25 protein-coding genes and 5 tRNA genes are annotated in these 25417 nt (G+C 60.8%); 11 read left to right on the top strand and 19 right to left on the bottom strand.

Translation table 11 applies throughout. The features are described from left to right. The first annotated feature begins 175 nt into the window (after positions 1-175). Positions 176-1171: a catabolite repressor/activator gene (gene cra, locus HBO19_RS00565; RefSeq protein ID WP_169950992.1), complete on the top strand. Its 996-nt coding sequence runs from the start codon at positions 176-178 to the stop codon at positions 1169-1171. A gap of 2 nt (positions 1172-1173) precedes the next feature. Then, the gene (locus HBO19_RS00560) at positions 1174-1977 is read left to right on the top strand and encodes a TatD family hydrolase (protein WP_170056713.1); all 804 of its coding nucleotides are present in this window, start codon (positions 1174-1176) and stop codon (positions 1975-1977) included. Here the strand turns inward: HBO19_RS00560 and HBO19_RS00555 are convergent. The 5 genes from HBO19_RS00555 to HBO19_RS00535 form a co-directional block, all read right to left on the bottom strand. Beyond that, positions 1897-2337 (bottom strand): hypothetical protein, encoded by a 441-nt coding sequence (locus tag HBO19_RS00555; protein WP_169950995.1) that lies wholly within the window; start codon positions 2335-2337, stop codon positions 1897-1899. The genes HBO19_RS00560 and HBO19_RS00555 overlap by 81 nt on opposite strands. Positions 2338-2466: 129 nt before the next feature. Then, a complete protein-coding gene (locus tag HBO19_RS00550) occupies positions 2467-4497 on the bottom strand; it encodes a methyl-accepting chemotaxis protein (RefSeq protein ID WP_169950998.1) in 2031 nt (676 codons plus the stop codon). A gap of 299 nt (positions 4498-4796) precedes the next feature. After that, the gene (gene ampE, locus HBO19_RS00545) at positions 4797-5633 is read right to left on the bottom strand and encodes a regulatory signaling modulator protein AmpE (RefSeq protein ID WP_170056712.1); all 837 of its coding nucleotides are present in this window, start codon (positions 5631-5633) and stop codon (positions 4797-4799) included. After that, positions 5630-6193 (bottom strand): 1,6-anhydro-N-acetylmuramyl-L-alanine amidase AmpD, encoded by a 564-nt coding sequence (gene ampD, locus HBO19_RS00540; RefSeq protein WP_169951005.1) that lies wholly within the window; start codon positions 6191-6193, stop codon positions 5630-5632. Before ampD ends, ampE begins: the two co-directional genes overlap by 4 nt. A gap of 62 nt (positions 6194-6255) precedes the next feature. After that, positions 6256-8415, bottom strand: coding sequence for a DUF1631 domain-containing protein (locus HBO19_RS00535; RefSeq protein WP_170056711.1), 2160 nt, complete (start codon positions 8413-8415; stop codon positions 6256-6258). A gap of 269 nt (positions 8416-8684) precedes the next feature. Between HBO19_RS00535 and nadC the strand changes: the two genes are divergently transcribed. After that, the gene (gene nadC, locus HBO19_RS00530; protein WP_169951010.1) at positions 8685-9533 is read left to right on the top strand and encodes a carboxylating nicotinate-nucleotide diphosphorylase; all 849 of its coding nucleotides are present in this window, start codon (positions 8685-8687) and stop codon (positions 9531-9533) included. Positions 9534-9611: 78 nt separating this feature from the next. Here the strand turns inward: nadC and HBO19_RS00525 are convergent, their stop codons facing one another. From HBO19_RS00525 to HBO19_RS00510, 4 genes are all read right to left on the bottom strand, one after another. Next, complete coding sequence (locus HBO19_RS00525; protein WP_169951014.1) at positions 9612-9917, bottom strand: DUF6388 family protein; 306 nt, start codon at positions 9915-9917, stop codon at positions 9612-9614. A 136-nt stretch (positions 9918-10053) separates the two neighbouring features. Continuing rightward, a tRNA-Thr gene (locus HBO19_RS00520) sits at positions 10054-10126 on the bottom strand. Between the two features lie 39 nt (positions 10127-10165). Then, complete coding sequence (locus HBO19_RS00515; RefSeq protein ID WP_170056710.1) at positions 10166-11572, bottom strand: O-antigen ligase family protein; 1407 nt, start codon at positions 11570-11572, stop codon at positions 10166-10168. A gap of 63 nt (positions 11573-11635) precedes the next feature. Further along, positions 11636-12046 (bottom strand): pilin, encoded by a 411-nt coding sequence (locus tag HBO19_RS00510; protein ID WP_169951393.1) that lies wholly within the window; start codon positions 12044-12046, stop codon positions 11636-11638. 203 nt (positions 12047-12249) lie between these two features. Here HBO19_RS00510 and HBO19_RS00505 point away from each other — a divergent pair, with 203 nt between their 5' ends. The 4 genes from HBO19_RS00505 to yacG are packed head-to-tail and all read left to right on the top strand — an operon-like array spanning position 12250 to position 15165. Then, complete coding sequence (locus HBO19_RS00505) at positions 12250-13470, top strand: type II secretion system F family protein (protein WP_170056709.1); 1221 nt, start codon at positions 12250-12252, stop codon at positions 13468-13470. An 8-nt stretch (positions 13471-13478) separates the two neighbouring features. After that, positions 13479-14345 (top strand): A24 family peptidase, encoded by an 867-nt coding sequence (locus HBO19_RS00500; RefSeq protein ID WP_275942092.1) that lies wholly within the window; start codon positions 13479-13481, stop codon positions 14343-14345. Further along, positions 14342-14965, top strand: a complete 624-nt coding sequence (gene coaE / locus HBO19_RS00495; RefSeq protein WP_169951024.1) for a dephospho-CoA kinase — start codon at positions 14342-14344, stop codon at positions 14963-14965. The genes HBO19_RS00500 and coaE overlap by 4 nt, the downstream gene beginning before the upstream one ends. Continuing rightward, positions 14962-15165 carry a DNA gyrase inhibitor YacG gene (gene yacG / locus HBO19_RS00490; protein WP_092238375.1) on the top strand — a complete coding sequence of 68 codons (204 nt, stop codon included), beginning with the start codon at positions 14962-14964 and terminating at the stop codon, positions 15163-15165. Before coaE ends, yacG begins: the two co-directional genes overlap by 4 nt. Here yacG and HBO19_RS00485 read toward each other — a convergent pair. The 3 genes from HBO19_RS00485 to HBO19_RS00475 form a co-directional block, all read right to left on the bottom strand. Then, the gene (locus HBO19_RS00485) at positions 15162-15377 is read right to left on the bottom strand and encodes a hypothetical protein (protein ID WP_057441062.1); all 216 of its coding nucleotides are present in this window, start codon (positions 15375-15377) and stop codon (positions 15162-15164) included. The two genes, yacG and HBO19_RS00485, sit on opposite strands and share 4 nt — an antisense overlap. Before the next feature lie 63 nt (positions 15378-15440). Further along, positions 15441-16130 carry an energy-coupling factor ABC transporter permease gene (locus HBO19_RS00480; RefSeq protein ID WP_169951027.1) on the bottom strand — a complete coding sequence of 230 codons (690 nt, stop codon included), beginning with the start codon at positions 16128-16130 and terminating at the stop codon, positions 15441-15443. Next, on the bottom strand, positions 16127-16594 hold the full coding sequence (locus HBO19_RS00475) for an FAD/FMN-containing dehydrogenase (RefSeq protein WP_170041714.1): 468 nt from the start codon (positions 16592-16594) through the stop codon (positions 16127-16129). Before HBO19_RS00475 ends, HBO19_RS00480 begins: the two co-directional genes overlap by 4 nt. A 102-nt stretch (positions 16595-16696) precedes the next feature. On the opposite strand from HBO19_RS00475, the gene HBO19_RS00470 reads away from it, so the two are divergent. The 3 genes from HBO19_RS00470 to HBO19_RS00460 are packed head-to-tail and all read left to right on the top strand — an operon-like array spanning position 16697 to position 18898. Then, entirely contained in the window at positions 16697-17326 is a 630-nt protein-coding gene (locus HBO19_RS00470) for a DUF1780 domain-containing protein (protein ID WP_029292005.1), read from the top strand. Positions 17327-17365: 39 nt separating this feature from the next. Next, complete coding sequence (locus HBO19_RS00465; protein ID WP_169951032.1) at positions 17366-17539, top strand: DUF3094 family protein; 174 nt, start codon at positions 17366-17368, stop codon at positions 17537-17539. A gap of 60 nt (positions 17540-17599) precedes the next feature. Then, positions 17600-18898, top strand: coding sequence for an NAD(P)/FAD-dependent oxidoreductase (locus HBO19_RS00460; RefSeq protein WP_170056708.1), 1299 nt, complete (start codon positions 17600-17602; stop codon positions 18896-18898). Between the two features lie 130 nt (positions 18899-19028). On the opposite strand, the gene HBO19_RS00455 is transcribed toward HBO19_RS00460, so the two are convergent. The 7 genes from HBO19_RS00455 to rluD form a co-directional block, all read right to left on the bottom strand. Next, positions 19029-19105: transfer RNA gene (locus HBO19_RS00455), tRNA-Pro, on the bottom strand. Between the two features lie 96 nt (positions 19106-19201). Then, positions 19202-19277, bottom strand: a tRNA-Lys gene (locus tag HBO19_RS00450). A gap of 5 nt (positions 19278-19282) precedes the next feature. Next, positions 19283-19359, bottom strand: a tRNA-Pro gene (locus HBO19_RS00445). 9 nt (positions 19360-19368) lie between these two features. Next, positions 19369-19444: transfer RNA gene (locus tag HBO19_RS00440), tRNA-Asn, on the bottom strand. Between the two features lie 300 nt (positions 19445-19744). Then, entirely contained in the window at positions 19745-22309 is a 2565-nt protein-coding gene (gene clpB / locus HBO19_RS00435) for an ATP-dependent chaperone ClpB (protein ID WP_092230488.1), read from the bottom strand. Positions 22310-22463: 154 nt separating this feature from the next. Continuing rightward, the gene (gene pgeF, locus HBO19_RS00430) at positions 22464-23189 is read right to left on the bottom strand and encodes a peptidoglycan editing factor PgeF (RefSeq protein ID WP_169951036.1); all 726 of its coding nucleotides are present in this window, start codon (positions 23187-23189) and stop codon (positions 22464-22466) included. Continuing rightward, positions 23186-24148 carry a 23S rRNA pseudouridine(1911/1915/1917) synthase RluD gene (gene rluD / locus HBO19_RS00425; RefSeq protein ID WP_029292014.1) on the bottom strand — a complete coding sequence of 321 codons (963 nt, stop codon included), beginning with the start codon at positions 24146-24148 and terminating at the stop codon, positions 23186-23188. Before rluD ends, pgeF begins: the two co-directional genes overlap by 4 nt. 149 nt (positions 24149-24297) lie before the next feature. Between rluD and HBO19_RS00420 the strand changes: the two genes are divergently transcribed. Beyond that, a complete protein-coding gene (locus tag HBO19_RS00420) occupies positions 24298-25323 on the top strand; it encodes an outer membrane protein assembly factor BamD (RefSeq protein WP_169951038.1) in 1026 nt (341 codons plus the stop codon). Positions 25324-25417 lie beyond the last annotated feature (94 nt).

Raw genomic sequence — 25417 nt, 5'->3', positions numbered from 1 at the left:
TCGTAAAAATACGCTTGCTGAAACGTTTAATCTAGAATTTATGGCAGATTACTGGGTAATTTTGCATCGTTGAAGCACCACTCGGCGCTTGAGTTGCGACAATGGTCGCGTGCAGGAATCGGTTACGATTGGACAAAATGTCGGGGCAAGCTCTAAAAAACAAGGAAATCCCGGTTTGAAACTCAGTGATATTGCACGTCTAGCCGGTGTGTCCGTGACCACCGCCAGCTACGTCATCAATGGCAAGGCCCAACAGCAACGGATCAGCACCGCCACCGTGGAACGGGTGCGGGCGGTGGTCGAGGAGCATGGCTTCACTCCCAACCCCCAGGCCGCAGGGCTGCGCAGCCGACATACCCGCACCTTGGGCTTTATCCTGCCGGACCTGGAAAACCCCAGTTACGCACGGATCGCCAAGCTGTTGGAACAAGGCGCGCGGGCCCGTGGCTATCAATTGCTGATCGCCAGTTCCGACGACGATGCCAATAGCGAGCGCCAGTTACTGCAACTGTTCCGTGCGCGGCGTTGTGATGCGCTGTTCGTCGCCAGTTGCCTGCCTGCCAGCGATGACAGTTATCGCGAGCTGCAAGCCAAGGGCCTGCCAGTGATCGCCATCGACCGGGTGATGGAGGCCGAGCAGTTCTGCTCGGTGGTCAGCGATGACCGCCAGGCCTGCCAGCAGTTGACCAGCAGCCTGCTGCAACCGCTGCCCCGGCAGATCGTGTTGATCGGCGCGCGCCCCGAGCTGAGCATCAGCCAGGAACGCGCGGCGGGTTTCCAGCAAGCGTTGCACGGCTTCAAGGGCGAAGTGCTGATCGAGCACGGCGAAGCCTTCAGCCGTGATTGTGGCCGCAAGTTGATGGAAGAACTCCTGCAACGCCTGGGGCATTTACCCGACGCGCTGGTGACCACTTCCTACGTATTGCTACAAGGGGTGTTTGACGCGCTGCATGACTTCCCGCTCAAGTCCCGGCCACTGCGCCTGGGCACCTTTGGTGACACCCAGTTGCTGGACTTCCTGCCGCTACCGGTCAACGCCATGGCCCAGCAGCACGCGCTGATCGCGCAGACGGCCCTGCGCCTGGCGCTGGCGGCGATTGAAGAACAGCACTACCAGCCGGGCGTGCATGCCATTGGCCGGACCTTCAAGCAGCGGATTCACGAGGCGTAGGCGTGGAGCTGATCGACAGCCACACCCACCTCGACTTCGAGGACTTCGACGCTGATCGCGACGAGGTGCTCAGGCACAGCCGCCAGCTCGGCGTGCGGCGCATGGTGGTGCTGGGGGTGTACCAGCGCAATTGGCAGCGGTTGTGGGACCTGGTGCAACAGGACCCGGACCTGCATGGGGCCTTCGGCCTGCACCCGGTGTATCTGGATGAACATCGTCCCGCAGACCTGATCGAATTGGGCGACTGGCTGAGCCGCCTCAAGGGCCATCGCCAGGTGTGCGCCGTGGGGGAAATCGGTCTCGATTATTTTCTCGAGCACCTGGACCGCGAGCGTCAGCAAATATTGTTTGAAGCGCAATTGCAGTTGGCCGTGGACTTCCAACTGCCGGCGCTGCTGCATGTGCGCCGCAGCCACGCGGCCGTGATCGCCACCCTCAAGCGCATCCGCCTGGCACGGGGCGGGATCATCCATGCCTTCGCCGGCAGCCGCGAAGAAGCCCGCGAATACATCAAGCTGGGGTTCAAGCTGGGCCTGGGCGGCGCGCCGACCTGGCCCCAGGCCTTGCGCATGCACAAGGTCATCGCCCAACTGCCGCTGGATTCGGTGGTGCTGGAAACCGACTCGCCAGACATGGCCCCCGCCATGTACCCCGGCCAACGCAATAGCCCGCAGCACCTGCCGGCAATCTGCGGCGCCCTGGCCGAACTGATGGGCATCAGCCCTTCAGCGTTGGCCGAAGCGAGCACCCGCAACACTTGCGAACTGTTCAACTGGCCGCTCGATGGCGGGGTTGACCGCCTGTAGCGTCAGGGTCATGCGATGCCGGTGGCGAGCATGACGCAGGGTCAAGAAGTGAATCAGGATCGCCACCAGCGACACGTTCAATTGCCCGACCTTGCTGATCAAGCCGACCCACTCCACCACCAGGGCCACCAACAAGGCCACGCTGGTCAGCACAAGCATGCTCGGGCGCAGCAAGGCCAGGTTGTCCAGAGACTTCAACTGGCGCAGTTGCCTGGGGCAATTGAGCTGTAGGACTTTGTGACAATACGGACAATCAAAGGGCTCGTTGAGAGCAATGGCATTGAGCTGCCAGGGCTTGAGGCCGAAGGTGATGTCGCAATGGGCGCAATGCCCTTTCACGCCTGGGGTTGTCGCGGTCATGGCCCTGCCTCCCGGAAGCGCTGGATGGGGTGTGAAACAAATTCTCACCCAATCGCACTACAAAAAAAGCTCACACGGGAAAACAGGACATGCACTACATCGCCAACAAACAATACCTACAGACATAACTCACACGCGAAATGCGCCGATCAGCTTTTTCAGCTCAATCACCTGCAGGGACAATTGCCGGCTGGCCTCTTCGGTCTGGTGCGCGCCTTGGGCTGCGTGCTCGCCAGCCCGATTGATCTCGACAATGTTCTGGTCGATGTCGTGGGCCACCGCCGTCTGCTGCTCCACCGCCGCCGCGATTTGCTGGTTCTGATCGACGATCATGCCTACCGCACCGAGGATGTTTTCCAGGGCCAACTGGACTTTTTCCGACTGACCAACCGTACCACTGGCCATTTTATGGCTGCTGCCCATGGCCTTCACCGCTGCGCTGACGCCCTGGTGCAGCTTGGCGATCATCTGCTCGATTTCTTCGGTGGAGTGCTGGGTGCGTCGGGCCAGGGTGCGGACCTCGTCGGCCACCACCGCAAACCCGCGCCCCTGCTCACCGGCCCGTGCCGCCTCGATGGCCGCGTTCAAGGCCAGCAGATTGGTTTGCTCGGCAATGCTCTTGATCACTTCCAGCACGCTGCTGATGGATTGGCTGTCGATGGCCAGTTGATTGATCACCAGCACTGACTGATCGATCTCCGATGCCAGCAGCGCGATGCTGCCTTGCTGGGATTGCACCAGGCCACGCCCGCTGAGGGTTTCATCGTTGACGCTGTGGGCACTGCTGACAGCCGCTGCCGCACTGCGTGCCACTTCGTGGGCGGTTGCCGACATCTGGTTCATGGCCGTCGCCACCTGCTCGATCTGGCTGCGCTGGCCCGACACCGCCTGGTTGCTGCGCGCCGACACCGATTCCACTTGCCCGGCCTGATGCTCGACTTCATGGACGGTCTGCCCTACCCGTTCGATCAGGTCGTGGATTTTCGCCACGGTGCCGTTGAACACTTCGCCCAACTCCCCCAGTTCATCGCGGCTCTGGGACTTGAAGCTGACGGTCATGTCCCCGGCAGCGACCTTATCCATCATCGCGCCCAGGCGGCGCAGGGTGGTGCGCGTCGAGGCGTAGAAGCCGCCGTACAGATAGAAAATCAACAGGAACACCGCCGCCAGCGCCGCGACCAGCAGCACCATGTGCGTGCGGTTCTGGGCCAGGCGCTGTTGCAACTGCTGGTCGAGGAAGGACAGGGTCGCGTCGTCCAATTGATAGGTCTTGGCCATCAAGGCCGTCACGTCGTCATAGAAGGTCTGCCATGGCGCCTCCAGGGTTTCGGCCATCACCACCTGCTCTTCAAACAGTTCGCTGCCCTGCTTGAGGCTGGCCTGGCTGGCTTGGGCCAAGGCATCCAGGGAGCCATGGGCGGCCTTGCTGGAGCCGAGGGCGTCCTGCACTTTCAAGCCGTATTCAGCCTGGAGCTTTTCCAATTGCTGCAGCAGTTCGTCAAAGCGCGTACTGGACGACGAGTTGAGAAAACCCTGGCCCAGGGAGTACGCGCCCATGGCCCGGCCCTCGCCCAGGGCCTGGGTGACTTGCGGGGTGACGCTGGTCACCAGGTCGCTGAGTTGGCGCACATCGCTCTGCACATCACGGCTCAACCCCGACTGGCTGGCAATGATCTGGCTGAACATCTGTGCCTTGTTGAGCAACTTGCCGATCAACGCACTTTTGCTCAACAGTGAAGACTCGGTTTGCTGGCCCTTGAACGCCGCAATCATTTCATCGCGCTTGCTTTCGAACACTGCGACCTGCTCCGGATCGGCCGTCATCGCCTGGAAGCCTTGCAGGCGTTCAAGTACGCGCTGCTCCAATGCCGTGATGCGGCTTTCGATATCCCCCGCCTTGCCTGCCTGGCCGAGGGTGGCGTTGATCTGTACCTGATTGTTCAGGGTTTCCAGGTCGCGGCGCAGGATCAGGCTGCTGCCCAGCAGGTCCAGGCTCTGCAACTCCACCTGCGTGCCCTGGAACTCACGCCAGGAGTCGCGCACCAGGTAATAGTTGGTTACCAGCATCGGCAGGAAAAACAGCACGCTGATCAGGCTGAACTTCATGCCGAAGCTCAGGCGATTCATCAACGCAATGGCGGGATAGAGCAAGCTCTTCACAGATGAACTCCCTTTTCTTTTATTTTTATTGAAGGCGCAGGGCAGCGGCAGAAAGCCACTATTGGGCGCGCTGTCTGTATAGCTTAAATCGGCGGGGAGTTTTGTAACTTAAGGTTAACGCGATCAGTGGGGCTTGGCGGCGGGCTGATTTTTGAAGCCACAACAGACTCTATGTGGGAGGGCTTGTGTGGGAGCGGGCTTGCCCGCGATAGCGGTGTGTCAGTACCGGATTTTTTGACGGCTACACCGCATCGCGAGCAAGCCCGCTCCCACACAAGCCCGCTCCCACAAGGTATTTTTCAGGGCAAGACGGTCCAGATCGCAAACCCGGCGTACCACAACACGGCAGCGCGCAGCAGCAGTTCCCACAACCGGTCCAGGCTGTTGATGCCTTCGGCACCGACTACCGGTGCAGGAATTTCGCCGGCCACCAGGCCGACCTTTTCCACCAGTTGCGCTGCGCTGATATCCCAGCTCAGCAGCTCATGCAGCATCACCCGGCTGACCGCGACAAAGTTGCCGACCAGGGCAAAACTCGCCGCCAGCAACCGCACCGGCAACCAGTCGAAGGCATGGCGCAATTGCCCGGCGCGCTCGACCACCAGCGGGTTTTGCCCGTGTTCGGTAGCCAGTGCCAGCAAGCGGTAGGCCAGGACGACCACCGGGCCAAGGAGGAAGTACCAGAAAATCACCGCGAAAAAGCTCTGGTAGGCCTGCCACAGCAAATGGCCCTGGACCCGCTCCAGCAGTTGCTCGCCGCTGTCGGCGCCAATGGCCAGGTCGCGCTCGGCAACGTGTTCAGCCGCTTGCAGGTCACCCCGGCGCCAGGCATCACGAAACGGCCCCAACTGGCCCAGCAGGTCACCACGGCCCAGGCTGTAGATCACTACCAGCAGGTGCACCGGCAGTGCCAGCAAACCATAGGCCACCGGCTCCAGGACCAGCAGCAACAGCCCCAGCAGCGCGACTGGCAGCAATACCAGCAACACCAGGATCAGCCAGGGTTGCGTGCCCAGCCGCGCGCTCGACTCAAGCCGGGCCAGTTCGCGCAGCCAAAGGCCATCGCGTTGTACCCGCGAACGCAAGGCCGAGAACTTCTCGATCCATACCGCCAGCACCAACACCAGGAAACTCATTGTGCATGTCCTCCTTCCTGCAAGGCGCCGCGAAAACGCGCCCAATCAAAAGCCGGTCCAGGATCGGTCTTGCGTCCTGGGGCGATGTCACTATGACCGCAAATGCGCTGGAGCGTGATGCCCGGGTAGGCGGCCAGCAATTGGCGACTCAGTTCGATCAAGGATTGGTACTGAGCGTCGGTAAAGGGCTGGTCGTCGGTCCCTTCAAGCTCGATCCCCAGGGAAAAGTCGTTGCAGGTCTCGCGCCCCTCGAAACAGGAGACGCCGGCATGCCAGGCACGGTCCTGGCAGGAGACAAACTGCGTCACGGCGCCGTCGCGCTCAATCAGAAAGTGCGCAGAAACCCGTAGGTCGGCAATACCTGCAAAGTAGGGATGTTCCGTGACATCCAGGCGATTCTGGAAGAACTCCTGCACTTTGCCCGTGGCGAACTGGGCCGGTGGCAAGCTGATGTTATGCACCACCAACAGGGAAATCTCGCCGCCCGGGCGTTCATTGAAGTTGGGCGACGGGCAATGGGCAATGCCCTGGCACCAACCGCTGGTGGGGTCCAACTGCATACAGGTTCCTTGCGCAAGACGTGAGAGCGTCCAGTATGCCGTGATCCGCCGGGTGGTTGCGATCACTTGGCGCGATTGAGTTGCCGCAGATTGCCAATCACCGACGCCAGCGCGCGGTCGAACAGCAGTGCATCATCGAGGGTACGCACCCCGCCACGCTTGAACTCCAGGGCCAGTTCAGTGCAGGTTTTTTCCAGCACCTTGAGGCCTGTGCGATTGACAAATATATAGCTGTTGGCGGGCGCGATAATCGCTGTCAGCTTGCAGCGCAGGGTGTTTTCCTCATCTTCGCGAAATTCGACCCAACTGCCGATGCGCAGTTGTCGGACCTTGAGCAGATCGGGATCGTCCTCCGCCAGGCTGGCCGTCTGCCCTGGCGCCCCAGCCGCCGCGTCCTCGCGCACTTGGACCAGTGTCACGCCGGGCAGCGCCGCCCCCTGGAACGCCTGGGTATGCAGGGCCTGCAACTGGACAAAAAACTCCCGGGTGACAAACGAATCAAACGCCGCCTCGCTCAACCCTTCACGCAGGGCCTTGAGCAACGCGGGCAACTGTTCCAGCAGGCGGTGGCCAGCCTCGGTGTCTTCACTCAGGCCGACACTCCAGATCAATTCGTCCATGGCCCGCAACCGCGCCTGCCATTGCGGCGAGTGTTGCCCGTGCTTGAGGCATTCGAGCAACAAGACCTGGCTCCACGCCTGTTGCAGGAACTGCACCACGAACTGCGGCAAGACCTTGCCCAGCAAGCGTTGGCTAACCGCATCGGCGACCCGTTGCCGGGCCTGTTCGGTGCGGGCGCGCCCTTCTTCGGCGTCGCGGGTGCGCTGTTCGAGCAACTCACTGCGGCGGCGCTCGTCCTGGGTGTAAGCGGTGAATTCCTGCAGCAGCACCGAGAAAATCGCCGGGTCGTCGACAAAATCATTCAACAGGCACTGCACCACCTGCTCGATGCGCACGTACAGGCTGTCACGCTGATAGTCGTCACGTTTGCCCCAGCCCATGGCGGCGGTCCCGATTTCATTGAGCAAGCGCCGCGCCGGGTGGCTGCCACGACTGAAAAAACTCTTGTCCAGCACGGCCACTTTCAACATCGGAATCTGTAGGCGCGCGATCAACGCCTTGAGGGAATCGGGCAGGGTGCGGTCGTCGAGGATGAATTCGAACAACATGGCGATCAGGTTGATCACATCCTCGTCGGCATCTTCCACTACCCGCGACTTGCCACTCTTGACGCTGACCCGGGTGAGCAGTTCTTCCAATTGGCGGCGCAGGTCGAAATCGTCCTCGACCGCAGGTTCCGGCACATACTGCTGCAGGTGAGACAGCAGGCGCAGCAGGTCACGGGTAGAAATCGGCTGGGCCTGGGCGCTGGCCTCCAGGGTCGGGGCCACACTGCCGCGCACGGTCAGCAGCAGTTCTTGCAGAGCCGCGAAGACTTGTTGCTCGGCCTCATCGGCCTGCGGGTCGGCAGCAGGGGCCGCTTCGACCGGCGGGCGGGCCCTGCTGGCGCGCTCGCCGGCACGCCGCGAGGGGACGGCCTTGAGTTCGGGCAGCACGCCGGTGGCGACCAGCAACTGATTGGCCTCGCCATAGAGCAGGTCGGCATCGCTGAGCACGTACTTTTCAAACAGTTTCAAAATGATCAGCTTGACCCGGATCTCCACCCCCAGGCTGCGCCCGGCCCGCAGGAAGTACTCGCAGAGCATCGCCGGGCCCAGGGGGTTTTCCCGATCGTCGAGGCGCTTGCCCAGCAGCGCACCGAGGCGGGCGGTCAGTTGCCCCAGGGCCAGGCCATCACGGTGCATGACCTTGTCGAGCATGGCCTCCAGGGCCACGGCTTTTTCCAGGTCATCGGCGCACGCGCCGGGTACTGCTTCGTAGGAGACCGTCGGCAACAGCAACTCGCCTTGCCCGGCCTGCCCCAGGTTGGCGAATGCGTCGAAGAATTGCTCCATGAACACGCGCTCGAAGTTCTTACGCTTGAGGCGCAGGTCGCGCATGGCTTCAAAGAAAATATTGTGGTCGGCGTTGTTGCGGGCCTTGTCGGCCATTTCGAACAGGGTGTCGTCGGCGTTATCGAACAGTTCCTGCAAACCCCGGTCGAGTTGCTGGGTGGCCTTGTCACGCACCTGAAGCACGATCACAGGCAGGCGGGCGAGCGGCGACGGCATCGCTTGTGCGGCGATCTTGTTGATCGGCACCACCTTTGCGTCATTGTGCATGCTGGCCTCCTGGAACGACGGGGTTCGGTTTTGTGAGCGCTCGCGCGGCAACCGCCAATGGAATACCGGCGGGAGCGCGATTATCTGTAGATCACCGAGACGTCAAAGCTATGACGCCAATTGCAAGGCGCGAGATTATCTTGCAAATAGCCCCTGTAGCGCCAGCAAACTCTGTAGGTGCTTTGTAATCAGGCAGGTTATGCCGGCATACCTTGGGTTCGGCGCTGCCATGCCCCTATAATCGGGGCACTTTGTATGTGGAGCCCGCTATGCCGAATCTACGCCTCGCCGACCTCACCGCCGAAATCGAAGCCAACGTGCGCCGCGCACTGCTGGAAGACATCGGCAGCGGCGATATCACCGCGCAATTGATCCCGGCCGAACGGCTGGCCAAGGCCACGATCATCACCCGGGATGCTGCCGTGATCAGTGGCACCGCCTGGGTCGATGCCGTGTTCCGCCAGTTAGACCCGCGGGTTGCCGTGCATTGGCAGGTGCGCGACGGTGAACGCGTCAGCCCCAATCAGGCGCTGTTCCACCTCGAAGGCCCCGCCCGCTCATTGCTGACCGGTGAGCGCAGTGCGCTGAATTTCCTGCAACTGTTGTCGGGCGTGGCCACGCGCGCGCAATACCTGGCGGACTTTGTCGCCAGTACCCAGGTCAAGCTGCTGGACACCCGCAAGACCCTGCCGGGCCTGCGTCTGGCGCAAAAATACGCAGTGACCTGCGGCGGTTGCCACAATCATCGCATCGGCCTGTATGACGCGTTCCTGATCAAGGAAAACCATATCGCCGCCTGCGGTGGCATTGCCCAGGCCATAGCTGCCGCCCACAAGATCGCCCCGGGCAAGCCGGTGGAAGTCGAAGTGGAAAGCCTGGAAGAGTTACGCGAAGCCCTGGCGGCGGGCGCCGATATCATCATGCTGGATGAGTTGAGCCTGGACGACATGCGCGAAGCCGTACGCTTGAACGGCGGCAAGGCCAAGCTGGAAGCCAGCGGCGGGATCAATGAAAGCACCTTGCTGCCCATTGCCGAGACCGGCGTGGACTACATCTCCATCGGGGCGATGACCAAGGATGTGAAGGCAGTGGATTTGTCGATGCGGCTCAGTATCTGACACCGTCATCGCCAGCAAGCCGGCTCCTACACAATTGTGCGACACCTGTAGGAACCGGCTTGCCGGCGATAATCGCGTTTAAACCACCAGATTGTTCATCTCGCAGTACTCTTCCCACTCGACACCCAGCACCTCGGCCGCCTCTTTGTGCAAGGCCAGGCGCGCCGCTTCGAATTCTTCCGCTGTGGTCGTGTACTTGAGGGTCAGTTCCCAAGGCTGGAAGCCCTGGCTCTCGGCCTCGTCCTCGAATGCCCACTGGATCTGGTCGCGCTGGTCATCAGCGTTCAGTTCCTTGATCTCTTCCTTAAGCTGCGGCGATTCCTCGAGATATTTCTTGAGGGCTTCTGCGTGCCGCACTTCCTGGGTCATTGCTGTCGTGGTCATGTCGTTCTCTTAGATCGAGGAATGGGGATGCATCTGGGTCATCAAGGTTGCGCAGATACAAAAGAACGGGCACGAATACCGGTTCATCTGGCCTTCAGAACCATTCTGGGATCATCTGAAAACTGTGGTGCCTTTTTGCCCGAGACAGGAGTCGAACCTGCGACCTTCGCGTTACGAGTGCGCTGCTCTACCAACTGAGCTACACGGGCGGTGGGCTAAAGCTAGCACTGCATTGGGCGCCCGGCAACTTACCGAATGTGCGGCGCAATGACTCCCTGGACCCAGAACCGTGGCTGCAGATGGCTTTTGGCAACGTCAATGTAGTGTTGGCTGCGCTCAGTGGCACCAGGCAAGTCGCGATACACGACAAATACCAGCCACACCACTGCGAGCACTGCCGACGCTTGCCAGGCCCGGTGCAACAGCGGCATCGGCGCGACAACCGGCGTGCGCCACGGATGCAAGGCCATCAGCCAACCCACCACCAGCGCCAACCAGAGTTGCGAATAGGGCATCACAATCACCCCATCGACCATGGCCTGCACCGTCGCGCCCAGCAGCGCGGCAAATAGGCACAGGCGCAGCAGGTCTTGCGCGGACCCTGCCGCCCCTTGCCGATGAATGACCACCAACGTGGCCCAACCGCCGCGCAACGCCAGCAGCGCCACACACAAGGCCGATGGCACGCCCCACTCACTGGCCCACTGCAGGATCGCCTGGTGCGGGTGGGCGGCAATCGGGTTAGGGATATCGGCAAAGTGCATCGGCCCGAAACCCAGCCACGGCCGTTCGCGGATCATGTCCCAGGCTTGCCACCAGATCACTTCACGGCCCGAAAGGCTGGTGGTGAGCCGGTCATTGGAAAGACTGGCAATTTCCAGCCCCAGGTAACGCGCCAGGACCGTGAACAACAACCAGTACAAAAACAGCCCGCCACACAGTGCAGCCAACTGCCAGGTCAACCAGCGGCGCCCCGCAACCCCCAGGAAAGCCACGACGATTGCAGCCACGCCGATGCCCAGCCAGGTGCCACGGGTGCCGCCACTGATTGCAATCAACCACCAGGCACACAACAGGGCAAATACCAGCCCACGCGCCAACCGCGAGGTGCTCGCGAGCAACAGCGGCAATGCCAGCAAAGGCAAGGTAAATGTCTGGAACTGGCCGTAGAAGCGCTTGTTGGAGAACCCGGAAAGCAGGAGGTCGGTGTCCAGTGTCGGTGCGCCACTGGTAAACGCCAGCACGCCCGCGTACCCGTATTGCACAACCTTGATCAGGCACAGCAGCAACACAAACAGGATCAGCACCTGATCCAGGGCTGGATCGCCATTGCGCCGCAACCGGGCAAACGCTGCGGCAATCACCCCGCAGGTGATCATCAGCGCCCACTCGGTCAGCGCCCAGAGTGGCTGGTGGGCCAACGACGAAGAGATCAGGCCCAGGCCGAATACCAGCGCCAGGCCGATAGCGGTGGGCTTGTCGACCAGGCGCATGGCGGGAGTCGCCAGGCAATAGAGCAACGCACAGACACCCACGCCGACCTGCATGACACGCTGCCAGTCATGGCCACTGAAGGACAGGGTAATACCCAGTAGCAAAAGGCTCAGCGCCAGCACCAGGAACACGCTTCCTCGCTGTTGCACGGATAACGTCATGGGCAACCTTTACTTGGGAGCCCGTCACGCCGGGCTCCTATCACTGATTAAGGCAGCCCGGCCTCAGTTGCCAGCCGCACACCCCTTTGCAACGTACTGCTCGTCAGCGCTGGTGGTGCACTTCCAACCCTCACTGGCACTGCGCGCCAGGGTAATGAGCTTGCCCTGGATCGGCGCAGGCGCATCGAGGATTTGGCAGGCAATCGAGCCCGTCCCCGCAGCCACATCACCCACCACGCTGATCACGCAGTTGGCGGTCGGGCTGGAGCCACCGATCAGCGCCAGCGTGGGCACCGTGCCCTGGTTGAAGGTGTCTTCGAAGCCCGCCTTCAACGCCGAGATTTCCGCCAGCCCAGCCGTGAACTTGGCCTTGGCCTGGTGCTTGGTGTACATGGGCAGGCCAATGGTGGCCAAGATGCCGATGATCGCCACGACGATCAACAACTCGATCAAAGTAAAGCCGTTCTGACGCATCACACTCACTCTCCAGAATAAAACCCCATCGCAAGGCACGTCCTGCGCCCTGCCCTCAACAACCGCGCCAGTGTACTCATCCGCGCCGGGCAAGGCCCTCACAAGACGCACAATCTGACATTTTCCCCTTGTCCAATAGCCTGACGGACACAGAGGCCTGACTAAGCTGTAGATCGTCACCTGCCGATGAGCTGTCGCCGCCAATGAATGATGTCACCGCGAACCCCGCCACCACCTACGCCTGGGAAGGCACGTTGCGCAATGGCCGCAAGGTCTCTGGCGAAACCCGTGGCCATAGCCCCGCCATGATCAAGGCCCAATTACGCCGGCAAGGTATCAACCCGCTTCGGGTACAGATGCGCTCCAGCCTCCTTTCGGGCCTGGGCAACCCCATCACCCCGGCCGATATTGCGCTGTTCACTCGCCAACTGGCCACTCTGCTGAGGGCGGGAATCCCCCTGCTGCAAGCCTTCGACATGATTGGCGAAGGCTTTGACAGCCGCTCCATGCGCACGATGGTCCAGGGATTGAAGCAGGAGATTGCCGCAGGCAACAGCCTGACCGGCGCATTATTGAAACAGCCGCAGTGTTTCACCCCACTGTATTGCAGCCTGATCGCGGCCGGCGAACAGGCTGGCACCCTGGAAACCCTTCTGGAACGAGTAGCCACCCACCTGGAAAAGAGCCAACGCCTCAAGGCCCGGATCAGGAAGGCCATGACCTATCCACTGGTGGTCCTGCTCGTGGCGGCGCTGGTCAGTAGCATCTTGCTGATCCACGTCGTACCCCAATTCGAAAGCCTGTTTGCCGGCATCGACACACCGCTGCCGCGCTTTACCCAACTGGTTATCCTGCTGTCCGAATTCATGCAGAACGCATGGTGGATGCTGTTGCTGGCCGTGGCCGCGACTGCCTGGGGGATACGCCGTGGCTACCGTCGACACAACGGCTTGCGCCTGTGGCTGGACACTGGTTTGTTGAAACTGCCATTGGCAGGCACACTGCTGAAAAAAACCGCTGTCGCCCGTTACGCTCGCACACTCGCCACTACCTTCGCCGCCGGCGTGCCGCTGGCACAGGCGTTGGATTCAGTGGCCGCAGCCACCGGCAACGAGCGGTTCACCCAGGCAATCACGCGCATGCGCCAGGACGTGGCAATAGGAATGCAATTGAATCAATCCATGAGCGCCAGCGGCCTGTTCCCTGGCATGGCGATCCAGATGACAGCCATCGGCGAAGAGTCGGGCACGCTGGACAGCATGCTGGAGAAGGTCGCCGAGCATTATGAAACGGACGTCGACAACCTGGTGGACAACCTGACCAGCCTGATGGAGCCGCTGATCATGGTGGTGCTCGGCAGCATTGTCGGGGCGCTGGTGATCGCCATGTACCTACCGATCTTCCAGCTTGGCACGGCGTTTTGAACATGACCCTGGAGCAACTCCTGATCCTCCACCCCTGGCTGTTCGTCTGGGCTGCACTGGTGCTGGGACTGATCGTTGGCAGCTTCCTCAACGTGCTGGTCTGGCGCCTGCCGAAAATGCTCGAGCGGGACTGGCGCGCCCAGGCCCATGAAATACTCGGCCTGCCCCCGGAGCCCAGCGGCCCGACCTATAACCTGCTGCACCCCAACTCGTGCTGCCCGCACTGCTCACAGCCGATTCGCCCGTGGCAAAACATCCCGGTGCTCAGCTACTTGCTGCTGCGGGGGCGCTGCGCGCAGTGCCACGCCTCCATCAGCCCACGCTACCCGCTGACCGAACTGGCCTGCGGGCTGCTCTCGGCATTTATTGCCTGGCACTACGGCTTCGGCTGGCCGGCCGCTGGAGTGCTGTTCTTGAGTTGGGGCCTGCTGGCTATGAGCCTGATCGACGCCGATCACCAACTGCTGCCGGATGTGCTGGTGCTGCCACTGCTGTGGCTGGGGTTGATCCTCAATTATTTCGAGTTGTACACGCCCCTGCCCGATGCCCTGTTGGGCGCGGTTGCCGGTTACTTGAGCCTGTGGTCGGTGTTCTGGCTGTTCAAGCTGTGCACTGGCAAGGACGGCATGGGCTATGGCGACTTCAAGCTACTGGCCCTGCTCGGCGCCTGGGGTGGCTGGCAGATCCTGCCGCTGACGCTGCTGCTGGCATCGCTGGTGGGCGCGATAGCAGGGGTGATTCTGTTGCGCATGCGTAACGCGCAGACATCGGTGCCCCTGCCGTTTGGTCCCTATCTAGCGATTGCCGGCTGGATTGCATTGCTCTGGGGTGGTCAAATAACCGACTTCTATTTGCAGTCTGTCGGTTTCAGATGACCACTTCTGTCGCAACACCCTGGATTCTTGGCTTGACGGGCGGCATCGGCAGCGGCAAAAGCGCTGCCGCCCAGCACTTTATCGACCTTGGCGTAGACCTTATCGACGCCGACCATGCCTCGCGCTGGGTGGTGGAGCCCGGTCGGCCGGCGTTGGCAAAGATTGCCGAGCACTTTGGCAGCGCAATCCTGCTGCCCGATGGCCAGTTGGATCGCGCTGCCTTGCGCAAGCGTATTTTCGAGGCGCCGCAAGAACGCCTGTGGCTTGAGGCCCTGCTGCACCCACTGATTGCCGACGAGATCCGCAGCCATCTGGCCCGCGCCCGCTCGCCCTATGCGATCCTGGTGTCGCCGTTGTTGATCGAGTCGGGCCAGCACACCATGACCCAGCGCATCCTGGTGATCGATGTGCCGCAATCAACACAGATTCAGCGTACCCTGCTGCGCGATGGCATCAGCGAAGGACAGGTGCAGGCAATTCTCAAGGCCCAGGCCTCACGGGAAGATCGCCTGCGCCATGCCGACGATGTACTGGTCAATGACCAGGACCTGGCCTGGCTACAGGCCGAGGTCGAGCGACTGCACCACTTTTACCTTACTTTGCGTGGAGGCCGAACATGAGCCAACCCTTGACCGTCGAATGCCCAACCTGCGGCGCCCCCGTGGAATGGAAAGCGACCAACCTCAACCGGCCATTCTGCTCGGATCGCTGCAAACTGATCGACCTGGGTGCCTGGGCCTCAGAGGAACACAAGATTCCGGTCAGCCCGGACGCCGAAGACGAACTGTTCTCCGAAGACCTGCCACCGCGCGCCCACTAAGGCCGCATAAAGCCGTAGTCCTGTTGGTCGTCGAGGTTTTCCGCTAAAAACTGCAACTCGTCGGCCAGGTCTTCGGCACTACGCACGCCCTTGCTCTGCTGCACCACTGCACTGAGCAAGGCGCGCAGGCTCAAGCCCGGGTCAAAACCGATTTCCTGTGCCGCATCCTGGCTTCTGCGCAACTCCTGCCGTGCCCACTCGTACACACTCATGATCGTGCTCCTGGAAGTTTCGCAGAGCATGCGACCACTTTTGCGTCACGCCTTTGATTTGGATCAAGGGCGTGAATTGTCATCTTTCCAGGGCGCCGAGAGGTAGCGCGTGCGGTTGAAAGTCTCAAGCCATTCCGGGCAAAACACCACCAGCGCACTGATCACCATGCCGTTGATAAACGCTTCGGGAAATATGATCAGCCACAGGTAACCGATGAAGTCCTCGATCCACTCGGGCATGGCAAAGCGCCCGTCCAGCCACAACAGGCCCAGGCCGGCCAACAGGCACAGCAACGCCGACAATGCGGCGGCAAAAAAGCCGGAACAGAAGATATACACGAAGGGATTGCGCGGCTGCGCCCGTTCCACCAGCAACGCGCACGTCTCAGTCACCAATACCGGCAAGAGGACCAGCAGCGCGCCGTTGACCCCGACTGCCGCCAAGTCCTGGCGCCCGAGCAGCACCAGCCCCAGTTGCGCCGCGAGCCCGCCGACGATTGCCAATGGCCAGTCGAGCAGCAGGGTCACGGCGGTCATGCCGATAAAGTGGTAGGACACCCCGGTGTCGAAGTCCCGGCGCACCAACCACAGCATGAACAGCGCGAACACCGTGCCAAATAACAGATGCTGGCGCCGCCGGTCGGCAAACAGTTCGACCCAGGACGAGCGCAGGATCGCCCATACAATCACCGGCGCATACAGCAGCCAGCCCAGCCACAGGGTGTGCGGTGCCAGCACGGCGGCGCTGATCACGGCTGCACCTGCTCCAGGGCCTGGCGCAGTTCGGCGGCAGAGGCGTACTCATGGCGCGCCACCAGCTTGCCGTCTTCCAGTTGCAGCCACAGCACTTTATCCACAGGCGCCGAATAACGCGGAGCAATCCGCGCATCACGGTCAAGCATCACCCGGTAGTTGTAGGCCCGCATCGCAGGGACCGCGAAAAGCTTGGCGATCAGCCTCGGCATGCGCTGGATATCGGCGACAAACACCCCATGGCGCGCCTCCAGATACCCCTTGGGCTGGCCCTGCAATGCCGTATCCACCAGTTTGGCCGCGTCCATGCTGCGCGCCACCAGCAGGACCTGCGCCTGGCTATCCAGGGTGTAGGCCTGGTCGAATTGGTCGAGCAGGGTCCACGGCGCCAACCGCTCCCCGAGTTCAACCGCCTGGGCCCACAGGGGCAGAAAGCTCAGAAATACCGCAAGCAAAAACCTCACCGCAAACTCCTTGTGCAAAACCGTCAACCGAACCGCCAGTCTACACCGAGCCTTTTCACACGGGACTTCCTGCGGTCATCATTTGAACGCTAAGCTGGAACCATGGATGACTCAGATTATTTGCGCCTGCTCACCATAGCGGCCGAACAAGCCAACGCGTTCCTGTCCAATGCCCGCAAATGGGAGCGTGAGCGTTGGGTCTGCCAGCGCCTGCTGCAAGGCCTGAATGTGCCCTACCGCGCCGAAGAGTTTCATGCCGCGGGTCAAGAACCGCCCGATGTGCTGTTTCGCGATGCCAGTTTCGAGGTGTTTTTTGTCCTCGACGAAGGCCGGCGCCTGAATGACGAATGGCGCGACGAACTGCTGCGCCGGCGCAGTGCCTTTTCCCTGAGCCAATTGGTGCGGCGCGAGGCCAAGCCCAGGCGCATTCCCGCCCATGAATTCCTCCTGCGCCTGGCGCCGACCCTGCGCAAGAAAGCCCATAACTACAAAGAACGCGGCATGGACTTGGGTGAGCTGGATATCATCGCCTTCGCCAGCCTCAAGCGCGAAGTGCTGGACCTCAACAGCCATTTCCCGCCGCCCACCGAGTACCTGCGCCAGGGCTGGCGCTCGCTGTCATTGGTCGGTCCGACCTTTGCGCGGGTGCTGTTCGCCCATCCGGACGCGCCGGATTTCTTGCGCAACAACCTGGGGCGCAGCATAGTGTTCGATGTGGGTATCAGCCTGTAACGTGGTGCCCTTCTGCAACGTCTACCTGACGAGGCCTTTATGACCAGCCGCCTGAACCCTGACGACCAACAACATGTCGAAGAGTACCTGCAACTGTCCCAGCACCAGGTTGAGCGCAAGCCTTTCCGGCCGTGGCTGCTCCTTGGGGTGGTACTGGTTGTGGTGATTGGCCTGGGCATTCTGAGCCGTCTTTTGAGTTACCTGACGCTATGAGCTGCCTGGCGCTCGCTCGGGTAACTGCACCGATTTCTTTTAGCCTTGCGAGATACCCCCATGACCCATCGTATTATTATCGTCGGCGGCGGCGCCGGCGGCCTGGAGTTGGCTACCCGCCTGGGTAAGACTCTGGGCAAGCGCGGTACCGCCAGCATTACGCTGGTCGATACCAACCTGACCCATATCTGGAAGCCCCTGCTGCACGAGGTGGCGGCCGGCTCGCTGAACTCTTCTGAAGACGAACTCAATTATGTTGCCCAGGCAAAATGGAACCACTTCGAGTTCCAGCTAGGGCGCATGAGCGGGCTCGATCGTGAACAGAAGAAAATCCAACTGGCCGCAACCCTTGATGAAGAAGGCCGCGAGCTGGTGCCTGCACGCGTGCTGGGGTATGACACCCTGGTGATTGCCGTCGGCAGCACCACCAATGACTTCGGCACCGAAGGCGCGGCACAGCACTGCCTGTTCCTCGACACCCGCAAGCAGGCCGAACGTTTCCATCAGCAATTGCTCAACCACTACCTGCGCGCCCATGCCGGGCAAACCGATGTGGTGGAACAAATCAGCGTGGCAATCGTTGGCGCTGGCGCTACCGGCGTCGAACTGGCCGCCGAACTGCACAACGCCGCCCATGAACTGGCGGCCTATGGCCTGGACCGGATCAAGCCGGAAAACATGCACATCACCCTGATCGAAGCCGGCCCTCGGGTATTGCCAGCCCTGCCAGAGCGGATTAGCGGGCCTGTGCATAAAACCCTGGAAAAGCTTGGCGTGACGGTCATGACCAACTCGGCCGTGAGCGAAGTCACTGCCGACAGCCTGATTACCAGCAGCGGCCAAGTGATCCCCGCCAGCCTCAAGGTGTGGGCCGCCGGGATTCGCGCGCCAGGTTTCCTCAAGGACATCGACGGCCTGGAGACCAACCGCATCAACCAATTGCAGGTGCTGCCAACCCTGCAGACCACCCGTGACGAGAATATCTTCGCCTTCGGCGACTGCGCCGCCTGCCCGCAGCCAGGCACCGACCGCGCCGTTCCACCACGGGCCCAAGCAGCGCACCAGCAGGCGTCGCTGCTGGCCAAGTCCCTGAAATTGCGCATCGAAGGCAAGGCACTGCCCAGCTACAAGTACACCGACTATGGCTCCCTGATCTCGCTGTCGCGTTTTTCGGCTGTGGGTAACTTGATGGGCAACCTGACCGGCAGTGTGATGCTCGAAGGCTGGCTGGCGCGGATGTTTTATGTGTCGCTGTACCGCATGCACCAGATGGCGTTGTACGGGTTCTTCCGCACGATGATGTTGATGCTGGGTAGCAAGATTGGCCGAGGCACCGAGCCGCGGCTCAAGCTCCACTAACAACGCGGCCCAGTGTGGGACTGCTCAATGTGGTAGGGGGCTTGCCCCTTCCCACATTTGATCGAGGTAACTTCAGCTTTTGCACAGGCAAAAAAAATCCCCGTATCTTTCGATACGAGGATTTTTAATATGGTCGGGGTAAGGGGATTCGAACTCCTGACATCCTGCTCCCAAAGCAGGCGCGCTACCGGACTGCGCTATACCCCGGTAAAAAAAAGGCGACCTTTTCAAGTCGCCTTCTTCGATCAGGACTTTTGGCCTCTGATCTTAAGATTCGATTCCAGCGTTAACTGGTCTCAAAAATGGTGGGTCGTGTGGGATTCGAACCTACGACCAATTGGTTAAAAGCCAACTGCTCTACCAACTGAGCTAACGACCCAAAAATGGTCGGGGTAAGGGGATTCGAACTCCTGACATCCTGCTCCCAAAGCAGGCGCGCTACCGGACTGCGCTATACCCCGGTTTGAAATTGGCTCCGTGACCAGGACTCGAACCTGGGACCCAATGATTAACAGTCATTTGCTCTACCGACTGAGCTATCACGGAACTACATATTTCAAAGTACTACGATACTGCTTACTACCTTCTCTTCAACCCGTCCGTATCGCTACGTTCGTGTGTCTGAGGCGCGCTATTCTACAATCTTAAAAACCCCTGTCAACCCTTTAAATTGCTTTTAAGACAATGATTTGCGCTTCTTTCTGATTTCTCCTTGGGGAGAAGAAACCCGTGGGCTGACGTTGCTGCGGGGCGCACTTTACAAGCCTTTGCCTTACAGTTCAACGCCCTATCGAAAAAAAAGGCCCCGCAATGCGGGGCCTCTGCTTATAACCACCAGTTGCAGGCTTAGTGGAAGACGATTTCGTCGTTTTCCACGGTGGCCTTGACGCTGGTCCCCGGCATAAAGCTGCCCGAGAGGATCAGTTGCGCCAGCGGGTTCTCGATCCAGCGCTGGATCGCACGTTTCAAAGGCCGTGCGCCATACACCGGGTCGTAGCCAACCGCGATCAACTTGTCCAAGGCCTCGCTGCTCAGTTCCAGCATCAGCTCGCGCTCTGCCAGACGGCTGCGCAGGCGACCCAGTTGGATCTCGGTAATGCCAGCGATCTGATCCCGCGCCAAAGGCTCGAAGATCACCACTTCGTCGACCCGGTTGATAAATTCCGGGCGGAAGTGGCTGGTCAGCGCGTCCATTACCGCAGCACGCTGGCCTTCACGATCCCCGACCATCTCCTGGATCTGTACCGAGCCCAGGTTGGAGGTCATCACGATCACCGTATTACGGAAGTCCACGGTACGCCCGTGGCTGTCTGTCAGCCGGCCATCTTCCAGCACTTGCAGCAACACGTTGAACACATCCGGGTGGGCCTTCTCGACCTCATCCAGAAGGATCACCGAGTAAGGCTTGCGCCGTACCGCTTCGGTCAGGTAGCCGCCTTCCTCGTAGCCCACATAGCCTGGTGGCGCTCCGATCAAACGAGCCACGGAGTGTTTCTCCATGAACTCGGACATATCAATACGCACCATCGCCTCTTCAGTATCAAAGAGGAACTCGGCCAGGGCCTTGCACAGCTCGGTCTTGCCCACACCGGTCGGGCCGAGGAACATGAACGAGCCACTCGGGCGATTCGGGTCGGACAAACCGGCCCGTGAACGCCGCACCGCATTGGACACTGCCACCACGGCCTCTTCCTGGCCAATCACGCGCTGGTGCAACAGGCTTTCCATACGCAACAGTTTGTCACGCTCGCCTTCCAGCATCTTCGACACCGGAATGCCGGTCCACTTGGACACAACCTCGGCAATTTCTTCCTCAGTCACCTTGCTGCGCAGCAACTGGTTTTCGCTGTGGCCATGCTGGTCGACCATTTGCAGGCTGCGTTCCAGATCCGGGATCACCCCGTACTGCAACTCGGCCATGCGGTTCAGGTCGCCTTTACGGCGGGCAGCTTCCAGTTCCTGGCGCGACTGCTCTATTTTTTGCTGGATCTGTGCGGAACCCTGTACTTCGGCTTTTTCCGAGGTCCAGATTTCTTCCAGGTCCGAATACTCGCGCTCCAGGCGGACGATTTCTTCCTGGAGTTTTTCCAGGCGTTTCTTCGCCGCGTCATCGTCCTCTTTTTTCAGCGCCTGGGATTCCACTTTCAGTTGAATCAGGCGGCGCTCCAAGCGGTCCAGCACCTCAGGCTTGGAGTCGATCTCCATGCGAATCCGGCTGGCCGCTTCGTCGATCAGGTCAATGGCCTTGTCCGGCAGCTGACGATCAGTGATATAGCGATGGCTCAACTTGGCCGCCGCGATGATCGCACCGTCAGTGATTGCCACGCGGTGGTGGACCTCATAACGCTCTTTCAGGCCACGCAGGATCGCGATGGTGTCTTCTTCGCTCGGTTCTTCCACCAGGACTTTCTGGAAGCGACGCTCAAGGGCCGCGTCCTTTTCAATGTACTGGCGGTATTCGTTGAGCGTGGTCGCCCCCACACAATGCAACTCACCCCGGGCCAGTGCTGGCTTGAGCATGTTGCCTGCGTCCATCGAGCCTTCGCCTTTACCAGCGCCGACCATGGTGTGCAGTTCGTCGATAAACAGAATGATCTGCCCTTCCTGCTTCGACAGCTCGTTAAGCAGGGATTTGAGGCGTTCTTCGAACTCGCCACGGAACTTGGCACCGGCGATCAACGCCCCCATGTCCAGGGACAGCAAGCGCTTGCCCTTGAGGCCGTCCGGCACCTCACCATTAATGATGCGCTGGGCCAGGCCTTCGGCGATGGCAGTTTTACCCACCCCAGGTTCACCGATCAGCACCGGGTTGTTCTTGGTACGACGCTGCAGGACCTGGATGGTGCGACGAATCTCGTCATCACGCCCGATCACCGGATCCAGCTTGCCGTCTTCGGCGCGCTTGGTCAGGTCGACGGTGTATTTGTCCAGGGCCTGGCGTGACTCCTCATGATTGGGGTCATTCACCGCCTCGCCGCCGCGCAGGTTGTTGATGGCATTTTCCAGGGCCTTTTTGCTCACGCCCTGGCCCAGCAACAACTTGCCGAGCTTGCTGTTGTCATCCATGGCGGCGAGCAACACCAGTTCGCTGGAGATGAACTGGTCACCCTTCTGCTGGGCCAGGCGATCTGCCTGGTTGAGCAGGCGCGCCAAATCCTGGGACATATTCACGTCGCCCGTCGGATTCTGGATTTTCGGCAGTTGGTCGAGCTCTTTGCTCAACTCTTTGCGCAGGCTGTTGACGTCGAAGCCCACCTGCATCAACAGGGGCTTGATAGAACCACCCTGCTGTTCGAGGAGTGCCTGCATCAAGTGCGCGGGCTCGATGGCCGGATGGTCGAGGCCAACCGCCAGGGATTGGGAATCCGATAACGCCAATTGTAATTTGCTGGTTAAACGATCAATACGCATTAGTCACCTTCCTTTTGAGCAGGCCGGAGCTATGTGCGAGCGAGCTTGCCCGCGATTAACGCATCCTGAATGAAGAAACCTGCCAGATACCCCTATAGATGGGGTGGATTCTGGAAGATTCAAGCCGGCACTGCTTGATATGGATCAGCAGAGTCTAGCGTTCGAGCCAGATCAGGGAGGCAAATCGACCGGTGCGCGGGCTGCGCCGGTAAGAAAAGAAGCGCGGATCGGTCACGGTGCACAAGCCGCCACCGTAGACGGCGGTGATTCCACGCGCAGCCAGGCGCAGGCGCGCCAACTGGTAGATGTCGGCCAGGAACTTGCCGGGGTTGTGGCCGGGAACGAAGGCCTGCGCGGTTTGCGGGTGTTGCTGCATAAACGCTTCACGCACTTCCGGGCCGACTTCAAAGGCCTTGGGGCCAATCGCCGGGCCTAACCACACCAGTACGTCGGCCGGCACAGCCCCCAAGCTGTCGGCGGCAGCTTCCAGTACACCCGCCGCCAGGCCACGCCAGCCGGCATGGGCCGCAGCAACCCGGGTACCGGCCTTGTTGCAAAACAGGGCCGGCAGGCAATCGGCGGTCATCGCCGTGCAGGCGACGCCCGGCGTCTCGGTCCAACTGCCATCAGCCTCGGCAATCTGTCCCGGGTCGGCCTTAACCACGACCACGCCATGCACCTGGCGCAGCCAGGCGGGCTGGATATCGAACGCGGCAGTGAGGCGACGACGATTTTCAAGCACAGCTGCAGGGCTGTCCTCGACGTGATCACCTAGGTTGAGGCTGTCGAACGGCGCCAGACTGACGCCGCCCGCACGAGTGGTGACGCAGGCTTTCACCCCGGCCGGCGCAGGCCAGTCAGGAATCAGCCAGTCATTCATCCGACAAAGGCCTCGCGGTCCTGCTTGAGCAACGACAGCAACCAGACAAAGTCGTCGGGCAGTGGCGATTCCCAGCTCATCCGCTCACCGCTCGTCGGATGATCCAGTTCCAGGAAGCGTGCATGCAGCGCCTGGCGCGGGAACGACTTCAATGACTCAACCATGGTCACGCTGGCGGCCGGCGGAATACGGAAGCGACCACCGTAGGCCGGGTCGCCGACCAACGGGAAGTTGATATGCGCCATATGTACCCGGATCTGGTGGGTACGGCCGGTTTCCAGCTTGACCCGCACATGGGTGTGGGAACGGAAGCGCTCCAGCACGCGATAGTGGCTGACGGCCTGCTTGCCGCCCTCCATCACCGCCATGCGCTGGCGCTGCTGGCCGTGACGACCGATAGGCGCGTTGATCTTGCCACCGGCCACGACCACACCAATCACGATGCACTCATAGATGCGGCTGACACTGCGACTCTGCAATTGTGTGACCAACTGCGTCTGCGCCTGGATGGTCTTGGCCACTACCATCAGACCGGTGGTGTCCTTGTCCAGGCGGTGGACGATGCCGCAGCGCGGGACATTGATGATGTCCGGCACATGGTGCAACAAGGCATTGAGCAAGGTGCCATCAGCGTGCCCGGCCGCCGGGTGAACCACCAGGCCTGCGGGTTTGTTGATCACGAGGATGTCGTCGTCTTCATAGACGATATCCAGCTCGATGTCCTGGGCGATCCATTCTCCCTGGGCTTCCTGCTCGGCAGTCAGCTCAAGAACCGAACCGCCATGAACTATGTCTCGCGGGCGGATAACCGCTCCATCCACAGTCAGGCGGCCGTCTTTGATCCAGGCGGAAAGGCGCGAGCGCGAGTGCTCAGCGAATAATTGTGCGGCGACTTGATCGAGGCGTTGGCCGCCCAATTCGGACGGCACCTCTGCGCGAAGTTCAATTTTATCGGACATGCTCAGACTAGGCGTGGCACAGCCTTTGGTTTCGGCTGCGCGCTTGTGGTTAAATACGGCGTCTTTTGCCCCGAGGCTTTCAACGGGGCGCTCATCATAACAGGACGGCCCCGCCCAAGACAGCGGCCGTCATAGGGACGCAAGCCGCCATGCAAGTGAAACACCTGCTGCTGATCGCCATCCTCGCCATGACTGCTGCTTGCTCGTCAACAAAGGACGTCGTCGACGAAAACCTCAGTGAAGTCGAGCTGTACCAGCAGGCTCAGGCCGACCTGGACAACAATAGCTACACAAGCGCCACGGCCAAGCTCAAGGCCTTGGAGTCGCGCTATCCGTTTGGCCGCTATGCCGACCAGGCCCAGCTCGAACTGATCTATGCGAACTACAAGAACGCCGAGCCGGAAGCTGCCAAGTCCGCTGCCGAGCGTTTTATCCGCCTGCACCCGCAGCATCCGAACGTGGACTACGCCTACTACCTCAAGGGCCTGACCTCGTTTGACCAGGACGTTGGCCTGCTGGCGCGCTTCCTGCCGCTGGACATGACCAAGCGTGACCCAGGTGCTGCGCGCGACTCCTATAACGAGTTCGCCCAACTGACCAGCCGCTTCCCCAACAGCCGCTACGCGCCGGACGCCAAGCAGCGCATGATCTACCTGCGCAACCTGCTGGCTTCCTACGAAATCCACGTAGCCCACTACTACCTGACGCGCCAGGCTTATGTTGCTGCCGCCAACCGTGGTCGCTATGTAGTGGAAAACTTCCAGGAAACCCCTTCCGTGGGTGATGGCCTGGCAGTGATGACCGAGGCTTACCAGCGCCTGCACCTCGACACCCTGGCGGCTACCAGCCTGGAAACCCTGAAACTCAACTACCCGGACCACCCTAGCCTGCAAGACGGCCAGTTTGTGCCGCAGGTTGCCGAAGCGGACAACCGCTCGTGGCTGAGCAAGTACACCCTGGGCCTGATCGAGTCCCGTCCACCGTTGCCGCCGGGCGAAACCCGCGCCAACCAGGACATCCTCAAGCAATACCAGGACGCCAAGGACGCCATTCCGTCCGAGCTCAAGCCGCACGACGAGAACGGCGACGTGATCGAGGAAGAGGCACCAGAGGCCCTGGGCAACAACCAGGATCGCTCGTGGTTCAGCTACATGACGTTCGGTGTCTTTGACTGAACCCGTCTTGGCAGCGCAAGAAGGAGCCCCTCGGGGCTCCTTTTTTTATGGCGCGACTTTATTACCCTGTGCGCCGCTAACATCCTTGGCTAAA

The sequence above is a fragment of the Pseudomonas sp. WS 5021 genome (assembly GCF_012985535.1).
Taxonomy (GTDB): domain Bacteria; phylum Pseudomonadota; class Gammaproteobacteria; order Pseudomonadales; family Pseudomonadaceae; genus Aquipseudomonas.
This window is presented reverse-complemented; position numbering and strand designations above follow the sequence as displayed.